This is a genomic window from Bradyrhizobium sp. AZCC 2176 (assembly GCF_036924645.1).
Classification (GTDB): Bacteria; Pseudomonadota; Alphaproteobacteria; order Rhizobiales; family Xanthobacteraceae; genus Bradyrhizobium.
On record NZ_JAZHRX010000001.1, the window covers coordinates 5,127,954 to 5,145,547 of the forward strand.

Here is a 17,594-nt window from a genome sequence, read left to right on the forward strand (position 1 = left end):
TCAGCGAAGACGCTCCAACCTGTCGCGAACTATGCAATGCAGCATCCCTGAGACAGATCGCGACAATTCCCGATAGCAGCCGGCAAAGTTCTGCGACAACCGGACCTCATCGTGCGCATGTTCAACGAAACAGGAGCGCTACATGTGCGCGATGGACGCCGTTTCCCATAGGGCAGTTCCGGAAATCTCGAGAGGCTCATCGGCCGGGAACGATGATGACGACGCTACACAGAAGGGGCGGCCTCTTCGCAGGGCCGCACTTCGAATAAGTTGGCTGCTCGTGCTCGTGTTGCGGAATGCCTCGACCTCGGCCACGCCCGTTGATTTGACGTATGATGCAAGTCGCATGGCCATTTCGCGTCTCGTGACAGAGGGCAACTGTTTGACCCCTGAGCCACATCTCAGGTTCGTATGCGGAGAGCCCGTTCGAAGGCAGAAGCGATCTCGCGCGATCTCTGATCTGCAAGGGGAATTATGGCTCAGTGAATCAGATTTCGCAGTCGTTTGAATTCAAAGCCTTACGCAAGCCACCAAACGCGCTTAGCCGACAGGGCCCGGTGCCGCTGGCGGCCTTTCGCCGCTCGGAAATGGCGGTTCGCTTGACATCGGCTTTCTTTGGCTTCGACTTAGGAGAGGCGGCGATAGTAACCTTTTTTGATTTGGCATCGTGCCGATGCCGGTTGATCACGCTCGGCGGCTCCGCAGAACCGATACTGACGCCTTCCGACGGAGAAATGCTTTCGTCGACTAGAGCAGGCTGCGCTGGCGCCTCACTGCTGGCAGCGGTAATTTCAAGTTGATCAGCCTTCGCCAACGCACCACGTGAATCGGAAATGCCTACGGTTGTCTCGGCAACGGACGGGACGACTACTACTGCACTACGCGCTGGCGGTCTGAGTTCCATTGCCGCGAGTACTCCTACACCCAATGGGATGAGGAGGCCCAACAACATCATTCTCAACATGATGCTCCTCCGACTTTGACTGGTGCCGGCGAAAATTCTCCGATGCAATGAGGCAACTTGGCGGCGGCTGACCTAACGACCCGACCCCCGTACCGGGCGGTTGCCGACAGGGTTAACCGCCGGTTTAGATGTTCCTGACGCACCGCCCAGAGACCTTTGCAATCGCGCCGCATAAGTCGCCAGCCATCTCCTGAGTTGGTCGGTCGGTGCCGCTTTCATGCACGGCCGAACACCGGATGCGAAGCTTGCCGGTTTATATCTCGTATTGACTTCCGCTCGGGGCCAGTCGGTGGCAAAATCACTGTTCAGCAAGGCAATCGCCTTAGCGGGTGGTCACGGCTGGCCAAGGGTTTACAGTCAGCGAGCCGAAAAGAGCCGGTCAATATGAAACCAGTATTCACACTGCCACGCCGTGCCCTCGGTCGGACGCGGCTTCCGGTTTCTGTCCTGGGATTCGGAACCGCGCCGCTTGGCGATCTCTACGTGCGACTGGACGACGGCACGGCCATCGATACGGTGAAACGGGCGTTCGAGCTGGGCATCAATCTCCTTGATACTTCTCCGCTCTATGGCAACGGCCTTGCCGAACATCGTTGCGGCGCCGCGGTCAGGCGCGTGCCGCGCCAGGACATCGTCGTCTGCACCAAGGTGGGTCGCTGGATGGATCCGTTTCATGGGCGAGGCGACGGTTCCGGCTTTGCAGGTGGGCTGCCGCACCGGGCAGTGTTCGATTATTCCTATGACGGCACCATGCGTTCGGTGGAACAGTCGCTGTTGCGGCTAGGGACTGACCGGCTGGACCTGTTGCTGATCCACGACGTCGACGTCTGGACTCATGGTCTCGATGCGATCGACAAGCGGTTTCGCGAAGCGATGGCTGGCGCCTATGTGGCGCTGGACCGGCTTCGCGGAGAGGGCGTTGTTGCGGGCATCGGGATCGGCGTCAACGAGGCCGAGATGTGCGTTCGTTTCGCGCAAGCCGGATCATTCGATACAATGCTGCTCGCCGGGCGCTATTCCCTGCTGGAGCAACCGGCGCTGGCGGAGTTTCTGCCGCTTGCGCAGCAACAGGGAATCGGTGTGTTGCTCGGCGGCGTATTCAATTCAGGCATTTTGGCGACCGGCGCGGTGAGCGGTGCCAAGTACAATTACAGGGATGCGCCACCTGAGATCCTGGCAAAGGTGGCGCAGATCGAACGCGTCTGTGCTGCGCATGACGTTGCCCTGCCAACCGCGGCGTTGCACTTTGCTCTGGGCCATCCGGTGGTGGCGAGCGTTGTGCTGGGCGGCCAGAGTCCCCAGGAGGTTGAGCGCAATGTCGCCGCGCTGTCCAGCAAGGTGCCAACCGCGCTTTGGGCAGATCTGAAGGCCGAGCGTCTGCTGGATGCGGAAGCGCCCGTTCCGTTGTCGGTAGCCGGCTGATGCGGATCGATGCGCATCAGCATCTGTGGACACTCGCTCGCGGCGATTATGGCTGGCTGACGCCCGCGCTCGCACCGATCCATCGCGACTTTTCCCTTGCGGACCTGGCGCCGCACCTCGCTGCCGCTGACATCAAGGGGACGATTCTGGTGCAGGCTGCCCCGACCGAGGCGGAAACCATGTTTCTGCTCGACATCGCGGCGAAGGCGCAGGTGGTGCGGGGCGTGGTCGGCTGGACGGATTTTGACGTCGCCGACGGCGCGGCGCGCATTGATGCACTCGCCGCGCACAAGCTCCTGGTTGGGTTGCGGCCGATGGTGCAGGACATTCCCGACGACGATTGGCTGCTCCGCCCAGCCTTGGCGCCGCTGTTAGCGGCCATGGCCCGAAACGGACTGGTGTTCGACGCCCTGGTGCTGCCGCGCCATTTGCCGCGACTGCTGCGGCTGGTCGACGATCATCCCGACATGCAGTTTGTGCTCGACCATTGCGCCAAGCCCCGGCTTGCGACCGGAGAGATAGCAGATTGGCATCGCGATATCGCGCTGCTTGCTGAACGCCCCAACATCGTCTGCAAGCTATCGGGATTGGCGACAGAGGCCGCAGCGGACTGGCAAATTGCGGATCTACGGAAGGCGGTGGATCATGTCGTGGCATGCTTCGGGCCGCATCGCCTGCTATGGGGAAGCGACTGGCCGGTGGTCAATCTGGCGGGCGGTTATGAAAAATGGTTTGTCGCCGCCGAAGCCCTGCTGGCTGATCTGTCACCGGATGAAAGGGAGGCTATCTTCGGCGCCAACGCTGCGCGCATCTATCTCTCAAGCCGAGGACGGAATGTTGAGGCCATTGATCGCCTGGCTACTTTCCCGCGCCGGTGGTCAAACCGCTGACGATATAACGTTCAACAAGTATCCCGACGATGACGAGCGGAGCGATGACGCCGTCGACAGCGCCGCCATTGACCACCAGTTGATGCCCTGCGAGCCGGTTTGATGACGCAAAGGTTTCGTTTTCTTCACGGCTTTTCCACGGCTCTGTTGTTTCGCCAAGCTAGGTCGTGTCGGGGGCGATGACGCCCTTCTTGAAGACGAAACAGCCGTAGAACCGCCGTTCGCCGGTCTGGATCACGCAATAGGCATTCTTCGCACGTTCATAGAAGGCAAATCGCTCGACCGAACCCATCGACAAGGCACGTCCCTGTGTGGCGTCGATTTCCTTCTGGACCTCAAGCTGCACGGGAGGGATCTCGTCGGGCTGACCGACGATTTCCATCCGCAACGCCGGCTTTTCGACAAAGGAGTCGAGCGGCAGGACTGAAAGGACGGCTCGCGCGGCCCGGGCTGCGGTGACATTATCGATCCGCAGGAGGCGGCCCAGCACGGTCTGACGGGCAACCGCGTCGGCTGGGAAATTGGTGTCACAGAGGACGAGATCGTCGCCATGACCCATGGCGCGCAACGCGTAAAGGACGTCGGCATTCAGGATTGGATCGATCGATATCAGCATGCTTTGCCTCCCACAGTCTCTCTTTGGCAGCGGACTGTCTGGCTCAACAATGTGGCCGCATCCGCCTGTCCACCATAGCGCATGATTGAACCGAGGGCCGGCAGCCACGCCTGTGTTCTTCGGTAGATGGTCGTCCTGAAGCACCTTGCAGAGACGACGGACGGCGGACGCAGCGCTCGCCCCGGCAACGCCTCGCAGATATACATAGATACCTTTCTGTTCCAGTGACGTGGTTGTTTAGCAGCGGCATTCCAAGCATCAACCCATCAACCACCAAACCACAATGAGAACAGATCGCCGCAGTTGCGGCGAACCACCGCTGCCTTGGACGGGAATCGTGTGCCTGCGCCGGCATTTGACCAGGATGTCCACAAACCATCTCTCGATGGCCAGTCCTTATCTGACGAAGCCACTGGCTTACCCGAACTATTATGGCGTCGCCGCTGAGCAAACGATCGATTCACCATTCCTGCGATCAATTCGGCGTCACCGTCGAGGAGCAAGAGCGGAAGTCTGACACGCAACAGAAATCCCGGGTGGACATCATTACGACCTTGCATTGTATTGATCGCAAACACTGACAGTCCTTCGTCGGGGCGGAACGCGGTCACGGCTGCTTTTCATCGCGATCATCCGGTTCGGCACAAACAGAGGCCTCTGAAAACGGAGCGTAGCGCCGCTTCATGCGGCAGTGGCCAGATGCAAGGAAAAGCAATCGACAAAAACGCGAGTACCGGTCTCCTGCCAGCGTCAGCTCTGGGTCGTTGTAACGATCTGATCTGCCGTAGCGTCCTTTCGCAAGGCAAGGGTCAGGTTCGCTTGAAGGAAAAAAGCAATGGCGACCACAATTGGCAACCTGATCACCCTCGATGGGGAATTCACCGATTGGCAGCCGAGCAGCACCGTCGAGAGGCCAACAAACACCGTCGCTGAGTATCAGATCTACGGGTCCCTCGTCGACGATGCGGCGCTCGGCAAGAACTATGTGCTCGGCATCAACGCGACGGTGGCAACGGATCCAGCGATCGCCGCCTTTACCTTCATCTATCTCAACACCGATCAAAGCACGGCGACCGGTTATACGCCGTTCGGCAGCGTGGGCGCCGAGTACTACGTGCAGTTCCTCCCGGACGCAAACAGCGTGCTTCAGCCCTATCTTTACTCGGTGACATCTGCCGGCGCCGCGACCCTGCTCAACGACGGTGCGCCGCTTAATTTCGGCATCTCCAGTGATGGCAAGAGTGTTGAAGTAGCGATCCCGCAGGCGTTACTGACGCCACCCGCGGGTACCGCACCCACCTCGATCAATTTCGCCGCCCTGATCAACAACGGCGCGGCGGCGCTGCCGGCCGACTTCAGCAACAGTCCGCAATACACCATCACCGATCCATCGACGCTGGTCGCCGTCGACCACACGATCAAGAAGGTCGGCATCGTTTATTCCGCGACGACGGCCGCATTGTATTTTGGCGGCGGATCGGTAGGAGAAACAGCCTATGCCGATTTGTTCATGGCGGCGCAGCATCAGGCCGAAGCTGCCGGCGTCTCCTATGATCTCTTGACCGAGGCCGACCTCACCAATGTTGCCAAGCTCTCGCAGTACAGTGCGCTGATCTTCCCCAGTATGGAGAATGTCCAATCGACCCAGGTCGCCTCGATCGTCAGCGCCTTGAGCCACGTGGTCTACGACTATCACGTGCCGATTATCACGGCGGGCAACTTCCTGACCAATGATGAGAGCGGCGCGCCGCTGCAAGGCAATTCGTACGCCAACATGCAGGCACTGCTGAACGTGACGCTCGGCGGGTTCGGTACGGCGACCTATTCGGTCACGGCAGATCCCCAGGCGCTCGCCAATAACAACCCGGTGGTGGCCGGCTACGCGGCCGGCGAACTCATCGGCGGGGCCAGCGGCGAGTTCGCAGGGACGACGGCAGGCTACTACAGCAACACCGGATACTTGACGTTTTCGGGTGTCACGCAACCGGCGACCGTGCTGGCCGACATCAACATTCAGGGCGGTGACGTGCTCGCCGGCGTGGTTCAGACGACCACCGGCGGCACCAACACCGTGTTCGCGACCACGGGCCTGCTCGGCGACAGCAACCTGCTCCAGCACGCCATCCAGAACGCGGTATTCGGCACGACGCCAAGCCTGGCGCTCAACACCTCCCGCATGACCGGCATCGTCGCCTCGCGCACCGACTTGGATCAGTCGCAGTTCCCCTCCGACGTCTCGCCCGAGGGCGGCCAAGCCGGCATCTACGACGTCATGATCCCGATCCTGCAGCAGTGGAAGCAGCAGTACAATTTTGTCGGCTCCTACTACGTCAACATCGGCGACAATGCCAATCCGGCCAACCAGAATTTCACCAACTGGGCCGTGTCCGCTCCCTATTATCAGGCGATTATTGCCATGGGCAGCGAGATCGGCAGTCATTCCTATACCCACCTGATCAACCCGCCCACCGTCGACGCCAATGGCAATCCGGTGTCGAACTGGGGCGAGAACACCAACACGCTCTACGTCACGCCACCTGCCAACGGTTCGGCGCCGAACTGGACGTTCGACTACGAATTCGGACAATCGAACACGATCCTGCAGCAGCAGCTTGGCATCGCGATTGCCGGAGCCGCCGTGCCCGGCGCCGGCGAGACCGTGACGACCTCCCAGAAGATCCTGCAGTACTACCAGACCGTGGGCGGGCTCACCGGCTACGTCACCGGCGGCTGGACCGGGGCAGGTTCCGGCTATCCCAACGCCTTTGGCTACATCGACGCGACCAATACCGGTTCGGTCTATATCGCACCCAACATCACGTTCGACTTCACTGAGATCCAGTTTCAGAACAAGACACCCGCCGAGGCGCTGGCCGACTGGCAGGCGCTGTTCAATCAGCTCTCGGCCAACTCTCAGGCGCCGATCATCGTTTGGCCGTGGCACGACTATGGCGTGACCAACTGGGCGACCGACGAAACCGGGAGCGCGCCGAACTATACGACCCAGATGTTCACGGATTTCATAGCCTACGCGTACAACGCCGGCTACGAGTTCGTGACGATGGAGACGCTCGCCGCCCGCATCGCCGCGCAGCAGAAGGCGACGCTCTCCGAGACCACCAATGGCAACCTCATCACCGCGACCGTCACGCCGAATCCCACCGCGCCCGATCTCGGCGGGATGGCGTTGAATGTGATCAACGGCGCCACCGGCCAGGTCATTCAGAACGCTGGCACCTGGTATGCTTACGACAGCGACAGTATCTTCCTGCCGTATGGCGGCGGCACCTTCACCGTCACGCTTGGCACAACGCAGGACGATGTCACCCATATCGATGGGCTGCCGATGCGCGCCGACCTGCTATCGGTGACCGGCGACGGCTCGAATCTCGCCTTCGCGATGAAGGGTGACGGCGTCGTCGACGTTCATGTCAAGACGCCCGATGCGAATGTCGTCTCGATCCAGGGGGCCCCCGCGGCCACGCTGATTGGAACCGACCTGTCCCTGCTATTCAATGACGGCGCGCTGGCCATCTCATCGACTTCGTCGCAGGGGGTGCCGGTTCAGCACAACGTGGCGATCTCCGACGGCGCAAATGCGGTTACGTCGAGCGGCGCCGATATCGTCTTCGGCGGCACCGCCAACGACATCATCAACGGCGAGGCCGGAAACGATGCTCTCAACGGCGGCTCCGGGAACGACGCGATCAACGGTGGAACTGACAACGATAGTCTTGCCGGCGGGGCAGGCAATGACACGCTCGACGGCGGCACCGGGACCAATACCGCGGTCTATTCCGGGACCACGATAGACTATAGCTTTATACTGAATACTGACGGCAGCGTCACCGTAACCGACGTGCGTACGGGTTCGCCTGACGGTACGGATACCGACATCAACATCCAAAATTACCGGTTTGGCAACGGGCTGGTGCTGACTCAGGCCATGCTGCCTTTTGCCGTTGTCACCGGTACCGCCGGCAATGACGTTTTGACCGGCTCCGCCGCCGCGAATTCAGGCCAACTCATCCTGGGGCTGGCGGGCAACGACACGCTGACGGCGGGAGCGGGCGGCAATAATACCCTGGACGGCGGCGACGGCAATGACACGCTTCGCGATGCGGGTGCCGCTGCCGCGGCAGGCATTGTCGATACCATGATCGGCGGTGCGGGCAACGATACCTATGTCGTGACGAGGACAAACGACATCATTGTTGAGCAGCTAAATGCCGGCGCCGATACGGTCCGCGTCAGCATTGGCAGCTATCTGCTTCCCGACAACGTGGAGACCCTTGTTTATACGGGAACCACTGGCGTCAACGCTATCGGAAACGGGCTGGACAACACGTTCAGTGGCTTTAGGGGCAGCAGTGTGCTCGACGGCAGCGAGGGCACTGACACCGCCGTGCTGACCGGCTTGCTCGGACAGTACACGGTCACCACGAATCCGGACGGCAGCGTCACGTTTGCCGATACCAGGTCAGGCTCGCCGGACGGGACCACCACATTCAAGAATTTCGAACTTTTCCAGCTCAGTGATGGGCTTACCCTGACAGCGTCACAGCTTACCTCGGCGGCCATTGTTAACGGAACCAGCGGCGACAATGTGCTGACGAGCGCGGTGCCAGGCGCCCTCATTTTTGGGCTCGGAGGCAACGACACCCTGACGGCAAATGCCGCCAATCAGATTCTGGACGGGGGAGCAGGATCAGACATCCTGAACGACAACGGCCAGACCGGGATATTGCTCTTCGGCGGCGCGGGCAATGATACTTACAATGTGACACAGGCAGGGACTGTCGTCACGGAGCTCGCAAATAACGGTACCGACACCCTGCAGACCTCACTTCTAAGCTATCAACTTCCAGGCGGCGTCGAAAGGCTGGTCTACACCGGCAGCGGAAGTTTTGCCGCGACGGCAACCGCTGCTGGCCAAACGATTACTGGCGGAACAGGTGCAGATGCGCTGGGTGACGGTGGCTTCGCCAACGTCACGCTTCGTGGTAATGGCGGCGCAGACACGTTCACTGTAACCAACGCCTCGACCATCGTTAACGAGTCGAGTGGCAGCACGAACTCAACGGTATTGACCACGCTCTCAAGCTACTCATTAGGTGGCAACGTTCAGAACCTGACATTCGCCGGTACTGGCGCCTTCACCGGTAACGGCAATGGTCTGGCGAACACGATGACCGGCGGTACCGGGAACGACACTCTGTCTGGCAGCGGAGGCGCCGACACGCTGATTGGCGGAGCGGGAAACGACAGGCTATCCGGCGGCGGCGCCGCCGATACGTTCGTGTTCGCGCCCGTCAATCCAACCACGACGAACGGCGTCTACGCTGCGGGCTTCGGTCAAGATGTGATCACCGACTTTTCGGCCAACATGAACAATAGCAGCCACGACGTTCTGCTGTTCTCGTCCTCCATGTTTGCCCCCGGTACGACCGCTGCCGCGTTCGTCAATGGTACGGCCCAGAACGCCGCGGGTGGCCTGGTCTCCGTCGTGCAATCGGGTAACAACGTCGTCATCTCCATTGATCCGACAGACACGATCACGTTGAACAATGTATCGCTTTCGGTGCTCAAGAGCGGCGCTGCCGTCGATATTCACTTCGTCTGACTATCGACCAGAGGAAGAGGAAGTGGTGCGCTTACAAGGCGACTATCCCGTGATCCGATCTTCTGACCTCGCGGCCGCATTCCGGGGGTTTCGCGGCGCCGTCTTCGCTGTCTCAGTGATCTCCGGAATCATCAATATGCTGGCGTTGACCGGTTCCATCTACATGCTGCAGATCTATGACCGCGTATTGTCGAGCCACAGCGTGCCAACGCTCGTTTCGCTGTCCGTCCTGATGTTCGTACTGTATGCGTTCTATGGGGCCTTCGACCTGCTGCGCAACCAGGCGTCAGGCCGCGCGGCTATACTGTTCGACCGCCGCATCGCGGGCCCGGTACATGCCGCGGTCGTAAACTTGCCTCTCAAGGGAGCATCAAGGTCGACGGCGCAACAGCCGATGCGCGATGTGGACGTGATCCGTGGCTTTCTAGCTAGCGGTGGTCCGGTCGCCTTCCTCGATCTGCCATGGATGCCTATCTACCTAGCGTTCGTTTTCTTGCTGCACCCGTGGCTTGGCGTGATGTGCCTCTCAGGGATGTTGCTGCTCGTTCTGCTCACCCTCCTGACCGAACGGCTTTCGCGTGAAGAAGTACAGGCGAGTGCGCGTGCGGACGCCGCGCGCAAATCCATCGCCGACGCAAATGTACGAAATGCTGAAACACTACAGGCCATGGGATTCGCCGGACGCGCCATCGACCGGTTCGAGAAGGTCAACGAGAGCTATTTGATGCTGCAGACCAGGGCCAGCGACGTGATCGCGAAACTGACCGCTGTGTCAAAGTTCCTGCGTTTGGGACTGCAATCGGCCATCCTTGGACTGGGTGCATACCTTGCGCTCCGCGGTGAGCTTACCGGCGGCGCCATCATTGCCGCGTCGATAACCTCTTCCCGGGCCTTAGCGCCAGTCGAACAGGCAATCGCGCATTGGCGTGGCTTTTTGGGCGCGCGGCAAAGCTTTGATCGTCTTTCGAAGGCGCTCGTCGGCCTTCCGGCCGCTCGTCGGCCGTTGGTCCTTCCGCCGCCGGTAGAGCGGCTGACGCTGGAGAACGCGACAGTCTGCCTGCCCGGCGTCGACCGGCTGGTCCTCTTCGACGTCAGCTTCGAAATGCTGGGCGGCCAGGCTCTGGCCATAATAGGTCCGAGCGCGGCGGGCAAGTCGTCATTGGCGCGCGCAATTACCGGCGTATGGCCGCTGCAGCGCGGCTCCATCCGTCTCGATGGGGCCGAGCTCGGTGGTTGGTCGCTCGAAGAGCTGGGCCGACATATTGGCTATCTGCCGCAAGATGTGACGCTGTTCGAAGGTACGATCGCAGAAAACATCTGCCGCCTTGAGGAGGAGAAAGATAGCGTCGCGATCATCGCCGCGGCCAGAGCCGCAGGCGTCCATGAGATGATTCTCCGCTTGCCGGATGGCTACGAAACGAATGTCGGCCCCGATGGTTCGGCATTGTCAGCCGGCCAGCGCCAGCGCGTTGCGCTTGCTCGAGCGCTGTTTCGCGATCCATTTCTGGTCGTGCTCGATGAACCGAACTCGAATCTCGACGCCGAGGGCGAGCATGCATTGTCAGCCGCGATCGAGGGGGTTCGAAGGCGTGGCGGCATTGTGCTTGTCGTTGCGCATCGGCCCAGCGCACTAAACGCAGTCGACCATGTCGCCATGCTCAATGCGGGGCGGTTGAGCGCGTTCGGTCCGAGGGACGAGATACTGAAGAAGGTATTGCTCCATCCGGTTCGGACCGCCGTCAGTTCATGAACTATGAAGCAGGAGTAGTTTCGACATGACTGCTTCGGTTGTGGCTCTCAAGAAAAACTTGCAGCCGTCGAGCGCGGGTCGGCTCGCGGTCAGGGCGGCGGATATCGCCGAGGTGCGAAGGCCGCTCATGATCGGCTTGGCCCTTTCCATTGTGATCGCGCTTGCCCTATTCGGCTGGGGGAACGTCGCGGCATTGTCGGGAGCGGTGGTCGCCAACGGGATGGTCGTGGTCGAGGGCAGCAGCAAGAAAGTTCAGCATCCGCAGGGTGGCGTTGTTGGAGAGATTCTCGTGAAGGACGGCAGCCGTGTTTCGGCCGGTGATCTGCTGGTCAGACTGGACGATACACAAGCACGCGCCTCGTTGGGCATTGTCACATCGCAATTGACGGAGCTGCGCGGACGCAAGGCGCGTCTCGCCGCCGAGCGCGACAATGAGCATGAACTGGAATTTCCGCCCGATTTCACTGCGTCGGCACCGGAGGCCGAACGAGTGGCCAGCGGTGAGCGACGCCTATTCCAGGTTCGGCTCGCATCGGCGAACGGGCAGAAGGCGCAGCTCGACGAGCGAATCAAGCAGAACGAGGAGCAAATCAAGGGGCTCATGCAGCAGAGCACGGCCAAGACACGGGAACGTTCGCTGATAGGCGAGGAGTTGTCGCGGGTCGATGATCTCTACAAGCGAAAACTCCTGCCGGTGACGCGTGTCCTTAGCCTGCAGCGCGACGAGACCCGCATAGAGGGCGAAGTCGGAACGTTGACGGCGCAAATCGGCAAACTGCGTGGCCAGATCGTTGAGACGCGACTTCAGATCATTGCCATCGATGACAACCGGTTTTCCGACGCGCAAAAGGAGCTGCGTGAGATCGAAGGTCGCATTGCTGAGTTGCAGGAGCGAAAAATTGCAGCCGTAGACCAACTGCGGCGTGTCGAGCTCAGAGCTCCGATCGACGGGACAGTTCACGAACTCGGAGTCCACACCATTGGTGGCGTGGTCAATCCTGCGGAACAGTTGATGCTGATCGTTCCGAGCAGCGATTCACTGTCGGTCGACGTTCGCATCCCGAGCACCGAAATCGACCGGCTGAAAATCGGTCGGCAAGCCACACTGCGCTTCACCGCATTCAACCAGCGCACTACGCCGGAGGTCAAGGGCGTCGTTACAAGGCTTTCTCCAGACGCTGTCCGGGAAAAAGAGTCGGGGCAATTCTACTACACTGCTCGCATTACACCCGACAATGACGACCTCGCGCGCCTCGCGGACCAGCGGCTGGTTCCGGGAATGCCGGTTGAAGCTTTCATAGAGACATCGCCAAGAACCGCATTGTCATATCTGACGAAGCCTCTCACAGATCAGTTCGAACGCGCTTTTCGTGAGCGTTGAAGGTCTCGGCTCAAGCTATGGGTATATCAACAGGCCTCCGTATCTGGCTGATTGCTGTCGGTTTTGCGACCATCGATGTCATGGCTGGATACGTTGCCGTCGCGCTGGCGCAGGAGCCGGTCCCGGTGAAGCGGGAGATATTGGCGCTCTATGATGGCGCGCAGGAGGGAGATGCCGATCTCACGCGGATTCATCGTTTCGCCGAACTTCCGCTCAATCATTTGGGCTATGTTCTGCGATTTCATGACATTCGAAACAAACTGCCGGACCCAGCCGAAATAGCGCGTTACCGCGGCGTGTTGACCTGGTTTGTAGGATCGGTGGCCGATAGCAATACCTATCTCGTATGGGCAAGTCAGGTCTCGCGCTCGCCACTGCGCTACGTTATTCTGGGTGATATCGGCATCCCTGTCAGCACGGCCAATATCCCGGCGATCAATCGATTGTTGCAGGCGGCCGGTGTGCATCATACTGGAGACCACATCGCCCCGGCGCTGAGTAGTCGCATCGTGCGAAAAGATCCGAGGCTGACCGAGTTCGAATGCAAGCTTGGTCCTGTTCTGCCCGACTATCCGGTGATTGGCGCGAGCGGGTCAAGCACACGAACAGGCTTGGTCGTGGAAACACCGGCTCCGGACGGTAAGCGGAGCGCAGTGCTTGTGGCCATCGGTAAAGAAGGCGCGTACGCGGCATTGAATTACGAATTCTGTCACGGCCGCCCACCGCTATATCAAGGTAGATGGCTGATTGATCCCTTCGTGTTCTTCCGTGCTGCGTTCGGTTCCGGCGATCAACCGATCCCGGATACCACCACCGCTTCGGGCAACCGCCTCTATCTCAGCGTGCTCGGTGACGAGGGTTGGACTCGATCCAGCAAGATCGAGGGTTTCCGGGATACTGCGGCCACGGCGGGCGAAGTTCTTCGTCGCGAACTGATCGAGCCATTTCAGGACTTGCCGACGACAATTGCGCTGCGGGACGAGGAAGCCGGTGAATCGGGTAAGAGGGGAAGACAGAAGCACCGGATCGTACAACGTCTTCTGGGCAGTCCGAACGTAGATCTGTTGCGTCGCCGCATGCCAGCACCGCTTTCAAGATTTGATACCGAGTATCCCTCGGTTTCAAATCTCTCTCCGCTTGCGAGCGCCGGCCCAGATCGCCTGGTCAACCAGCCGACAAGCGATGACACTGCTTACGCGAATACGGGCCCCGTCGGTGAAAATGGGGCCTTGGCGCTGAGGGAAACCATAACCAACACCGATACGCCACTTCGTCTTAAGCCATTTAGCCTCAACTACCATGCACACGCGGGTGAGTATCCGGCTCTGCTTGGATCCATCAAGGATCGGCTACGTGACGCGCGCCTGGCTACGCTCACGCCGATATCAGCAAATCGTTACGCTGCCATCGTCGATGGGTTCTCAAGCACACGTATTGATCGCATTGGCAGCGCGGCCTGGCGGATCAGCAACCGGGGCGGGCTGCAGACGGTCCGGTTTGATGCTGCCGATGGCCGTGAAGTGGACGTCCGCTCGAGCGTCGGCGTCATTGGACAGAAGCGACAGGGGACGACGCTATACGTTGCGCTCGACGAAACGATTGAATCCGCTGTAGTTTCTCTCACTCCGCTGGCATCCAAGCGTCCGGTATCCGGTAGCCTTGCTCTCCGCGAAAGTCGATGGCTCGTGCGCAAGGTCGTGAAGGACGAGTGCGATTTGAGCTTTGAGGCGCAAGGCTACGGTGACGGTTCGTTCACCTGGTCCGGCGCCATTTCCGACCGCTACATGATCACCGTCGATCGAGCGGGCGAGGAAGTTTGGCAGCAGACAGCAGAACCGGATGAAACAGGGAATGTAAGGTTTGTCGTGGCTGTCGGCGCCATCGTCCCCGTCACGGTTAGAATGAAGTGCACCGGCGTGGCTCACTTCGCGCGACAGTAAGCGTGCAAATGGCTGATCCAATAGATCGCCTCTGATGCAAGTCAGATTTTTGCATTGGCTTTTGATAGAACGGATAAATAAGCTCCTATTCACAGACAGCCGACATTGTTGACGACAGAATATTTTGCGTAGTGCTTGTCGGATATCACCAAGCCAGGAAGTGACGCCTAGTAAAAAAAAGCTTTTGTGGGTGCAAGTGTCGCCGCTCGCGCCTGAATTTTTAGTTTCAGGGCCGAGTTTGACCGACACCGTCGCCATGATGATGGAGTCGACGTATGAATAAGATCTTTTGGTCAGGCGACCGGCCTGCGGTGAGTGTTGCCCTTGAAGTCTGTGAGCCGCCGCCGGTCATCATACGGCAAGCTGTTGTCATGGCGGGAGGCAAGGGAACACGGCTGTTGCCTTATTCGGCTGTGTTCCCGAAGCCCCTCATGCCGCTCGGCGACATGCCAATCCTGGAGCTCCTCCTGCGAAGAATGAAAGCCGCCGGTGTCCAGGAGGTCATCCTGGCGGTTAATCACCTTCGACATCTGATCGAGGCCTATTTCGGCGATGGTTCGGAGCTCGGCCTACGCCTTTGCTATAGCAGCGAGACCAAGCCGCTCGGCACGGCCGGCGCGCTCGGCAACATGCTGGATACTCTAGACGAAACATTCTTTCTGACAAACGGCGATCTGCTCACCACGATGGACCTCAGGCGTATGGCTCTAAGCCATATTGCCGAGCGCGCCGATGCGTCGATCGGAATCTATGAGCGTGAAAACAAGATCGATTTCGGATTAATTGAGTTCGACACCAGAAACCGGCTTTGCGCCTATCGGGAAAAGCCGTCGAGCAAATATCATGTCAGTATGGGTGTGTATATCCTCCAACGAGAGGCCGTTCGGGCCCATGTTTCGGACGTCGACTATCTGGACATGCCAAACCTGCTGCTGAAGATCAAAGCCACCGCCGGAAATGTGGTCTGCTTCAAGGATGATTGCGTTTGGCTCGATATTGGACGACCGGACGACTTCGCGCTTGCCCAGAAGATGTTTGAGGAGGATCGCGACGCATTTTTAGGCCATGCGTAGCGCGGTCGTAACTGGCGGGAAAGGCTTTATCGGGCGACACCTCGTCGAGGCGCTTCGGCGGCGGGGTATCATTGTTACGACGCTCGGCAGAAGAGTATCCGGCGGTGCAAGTGATGCAACGCACATTATGCTGGACGAGGTATCGTGGCACTCCGGGGCTCTTGACCGCATCTTTGGAGACGTCGCACCGGACTGCGTGTTTCACCTCGCTGGCAGGTTGCAGGGAACTCCGGCAGAGCTTACTCATGCGAATGTGGAGCTGACGGAAAGCCTTCTGCGCGCCCTCAGGCGAACGGGCCTGCGACCGCGATTGGTGGTGGCGGGCAGCGCCGCGGAATACGGGTCGGCAATCAGGGACGGCGAGCCGATTTGCGAGACGGCAATCTGCGAACCGCTATCGGTGTATGGGGCGAGCAAGCTTGCCCAGACGCGAGCGGCTCTGGCGTTTGCAGACGCTACCGGTACATCCGTTCTGGTGGCGCGCATCTTTAACCCGTTGGGTGCACACATGCCGACGCATCTTGCAATCGGTGATTTTGGAAACCAGATCGCATCGATGTCCGGGGGGAGGGGGACGTTGCGCGTGGGAAACATCGACGTGCGCCGTGATATGATCGACGTCGAGCAAGTCGCCACACTTCTGTGTCAACTATCGGAACGTCCCGACGCTCGCGGTGTGGTGAACCTCTGCAGTGGCCAGGCGCCACTTCTGCGCGATCTCATCGAGATGCTGATTAAGGAGTCGGGACAGGAGGTCGATATAGAAGTGGATTGGTCGCGGGTGCGAGGGAATGAACCGCGCGCGATCATAGGAAGCGTCGACCGGCTCGCAGAGCTTGGATCTCCGCCCTGGCCGATCGACTTTCCGGCGGTGATCGCCCGTATCTATCGAGGGCTGGTCGACAATAGGGCGCAAACGTCGTGATCCCTGGAAAGTCGCTTTATCGGCGACCGGTGTCCACGGCAAACGGACAGACGCGGCGCGGCTTTCTTGCGGCCACCGCTACCGTCGGACTCTTGTCTGCTGCGCCTGGAAAGCTCAGCTCAGCCGAGGCGGGAGCCATAGGCACGTCCGGGAAGCCGATCCGATGGCTTGCGTTCTACGGCGTGACAGCCGAAGAGGCTGTCCTCGCCACCTACGACATCGTGGTGTTGGATCCGGCCTTCCAGGGCTCGATCGATCTGGTCGCCCGCGGGGGCGCGTGGGTCTGCGGCTATCTGAGTTTAGGCGAGATCAGGGCCGATGACCCGTCCCTGATGTTCCTCGATCATGCGGCGCTGCTACCCGAAAATCCTGACTGGCCGGGAACCCTTCGCGTCGACATCAGGCATCCTTCGTGGCGTTCGCTCGTTCTTGACAGGCAGATCCCGTCGTTCGCGTCCAGAGGCTTCAGCGGCCTGATGTTCGATACGCTTGACACGCCGCCCTATCTCGAGGCTCTGGATCGCATTCGTTTTCATGGCATGCGGGAAGCCGCGATCGAACTCGTGGGGGCCATTCGCACGCGCTGGCCGAAGATGATGCTCATCATGAATCGCGGCTTCGCCTTGCTTCCCGATGTAGTCCAGAAGATCGATGCCGTTATTGCCGAAAGCCTGATGACGTCGCCAGATAGTCCGACCGGACGATACGTCTGGGTTGGTGCCGACCAGTTGGAACTGCAACTCGCGCTGCTAAAGCCGGCCAAGCTCAGAAACCCGCCACTGCCAATTCTGAGTCTCGATTATTGGGATCCTGACGATACGAGGACCATTGCGGAAATCCGCCATCGGGAGCGCGAACTCGGTCACCACCCCTATGTTGCGACGCGATCGCTCAATCAAATCGTACGGGAGATCCGCTGAGCGAGGACGTGCCGATTTTAACGCGGTGACTACCGGCGGCAGGCGCAGGAACGACAATCTGACTCAAGTCAGAGTTCGGGGTTGGCGCTT

General features: G+C 59.8%; 11 protein-coding genes and 1 pseudogene. 9 read left to right on the plus strand and 3 right to left on the minus strand.

Features of this window, described 5'->3' with window-relative positions; all coding sequences use genetic code 11:
• Positions 1-487 precede the first annotated feature (487 nt).
• On the minus strand, positions 488-964 hold the full coding sequence (locus V1288_RS24160) for a hypothetical protein (protein WP_334359421.1): 477 nt from the start codon (positions 962-964) through the stop codon (positions 488-490).
• 384 nt (positions 965-1,348) lie between these two features.
• Here V1288_RS24160 and V1288_RS24165 point away from each other — a divergent pair, with 384 nt between their 5' ends.
• Both V1288_RS24165 and V1288_RS24170 read left to right on the plus strand, forming a co-directional pair.
• On the plus strand, positions 1,349-2,386 hold the full coding sequence (locus tag V1288_RS24165) for an aldo/keto reductase (protein ID WP_334361390.1): 1,038 nt from the start codon (positions 1,349-1,351) through the stop codon (positions 2,384-2,386).
• The gene (locus V1288_RS24170) at positions 2,386-3,276 is read left to right on the plus strand and encodes an amidohydrolase family protein (RefSeq protein ID WP_334359422.1); all 891 of its coding nucleotides are present in this window, start codon (positions 2,386-2,388) and stop codon (positions 3,274-3,276) included. Before V1288_RS24165 ends, V1288_RS24170 begins: the two co-directional genes overlap by 1 nt.
• On the opposite strand, the pseudogene V1288_RS24175 reads toward V1288_RS24170, so the two are convergent.
• Positions 3,245-3,378 (minus strand): annotated as a pseudogene (locus tag V1288_RS24175) (carbohydrate ABC transporter permease); the annotation flags it as partial. The gene V1288_RS24170 and the pseudogene V1288_RS24175 overlap by 32 nt on opposite strands.
• 58 nt (positions 3,379-3,436) lie before the next feature.
• Positions 3,437-3,892 (minus strand): RbsD/FucU family protein, encoded by a 456-nt coding sequence (locus V1288_RS24180; RefSeq protein ID WP_334359423.1) that lies wholly within the window; start codon positions 3,890-3,892, stop codon positions 3,437-3,439.
• An 835-nt stretch (positions 3,893-4,727) separates the two neighbouring features.
• Here V1288_RS24180 and V1288_RS24185 point away from each other — a divergent pair.
• From V1288_RS24185 to V1288_RS24215, 7 genes are all read left to right on the plus strand, one after another.
• Complete coding sequence (locus tag V1288_RS24185; protein WP_334359424.1) at positions 4,728-9,515, plus strand: hypothetical protein; 4,788 nt, start codon at positions 4,728-4,730, stop codon at positions 9,513-9,515.
• Positions 9,516-9,537: 22 nt separating this feature from the next.
• On the plus strand, positions 9,538-11,265 hold the full coding sequence (locus tag V1288_RS24190; protein ID WP_334359425.1) for a type I secretion system permease/ATPase: 1,728 nt from the start codon (positions 9,538-9,540) through the stop codon (positions 11,263-11,265).
• A 25-nt stretch (positions 11,266-11,290) separates the two neighbouring features.
• Positions 11,291-12,646 carry an HlyD family type I secretion periplasmic adaptor subunit gene (locus V1288_RS24195; RefSeq protein WP_334359426.1) on the plus strand — a complete coding sequence of 452 codons (1,356 nt, stop codon included), beginning with the start codon at positions 11,291-11,293 and terminating at the stop codon, positions 12,644-12,646.
• A 17-nt stretch (positions 12,647-12,663) separates the two neighbouring features.
• Positions 12,664-14,586, plus strand: coding sequence for a hypothetical protein (locus tag V1288_RS24200; protein ID WP_334359427.1), 1,923 nt, complete (start codon positions 12,664-12,666; stop codon positions 14,584-14,586).
• 275 nt (positions 14,587-14,861) lie between these two features.
• Complete coding sequence (locus tag V1288_RS24205) at positions 14,862-15,659, plus strand: sugar phosphate nucleotidyltransferase (protein ID WP_334359428.1); 798 nt, start codon at positions 14,862-14,864, stop codon at positions 15,657-15,659.
• Positions 15,652-16,584: an NAD-dependent epimerase/dehydratase family protein gene (locus V1288_RS24210; protein ID WP_334359429.1), complete on the plus strand. Its 933-nt coding sequence runs from the start codon at positions 15,652-15,654 to the stop codon at positions 16,582-16,584. Before V1288_RS24205 ends, V1288_RS24210 begins: the two co-directional genes overlap by 8 nt.
• 29 nt (positions 16,585-16,613) lie before the next feature.
• The gene (locus V1288_RS24215) at positions 16,614-17,504 is read left to right on the plus strand and encodes an endo alpha-1,4 polygalactosaminidase (protein WP_334359430.1); all 891 of its coding nucleotides are present in this window, start codon (positions 16,614-16,616) and stop codon (positions 17,502-17,504) included.
• The last annotated feature ends 90 nt before the right edge of the window (positions 17,505-17,594 follow it).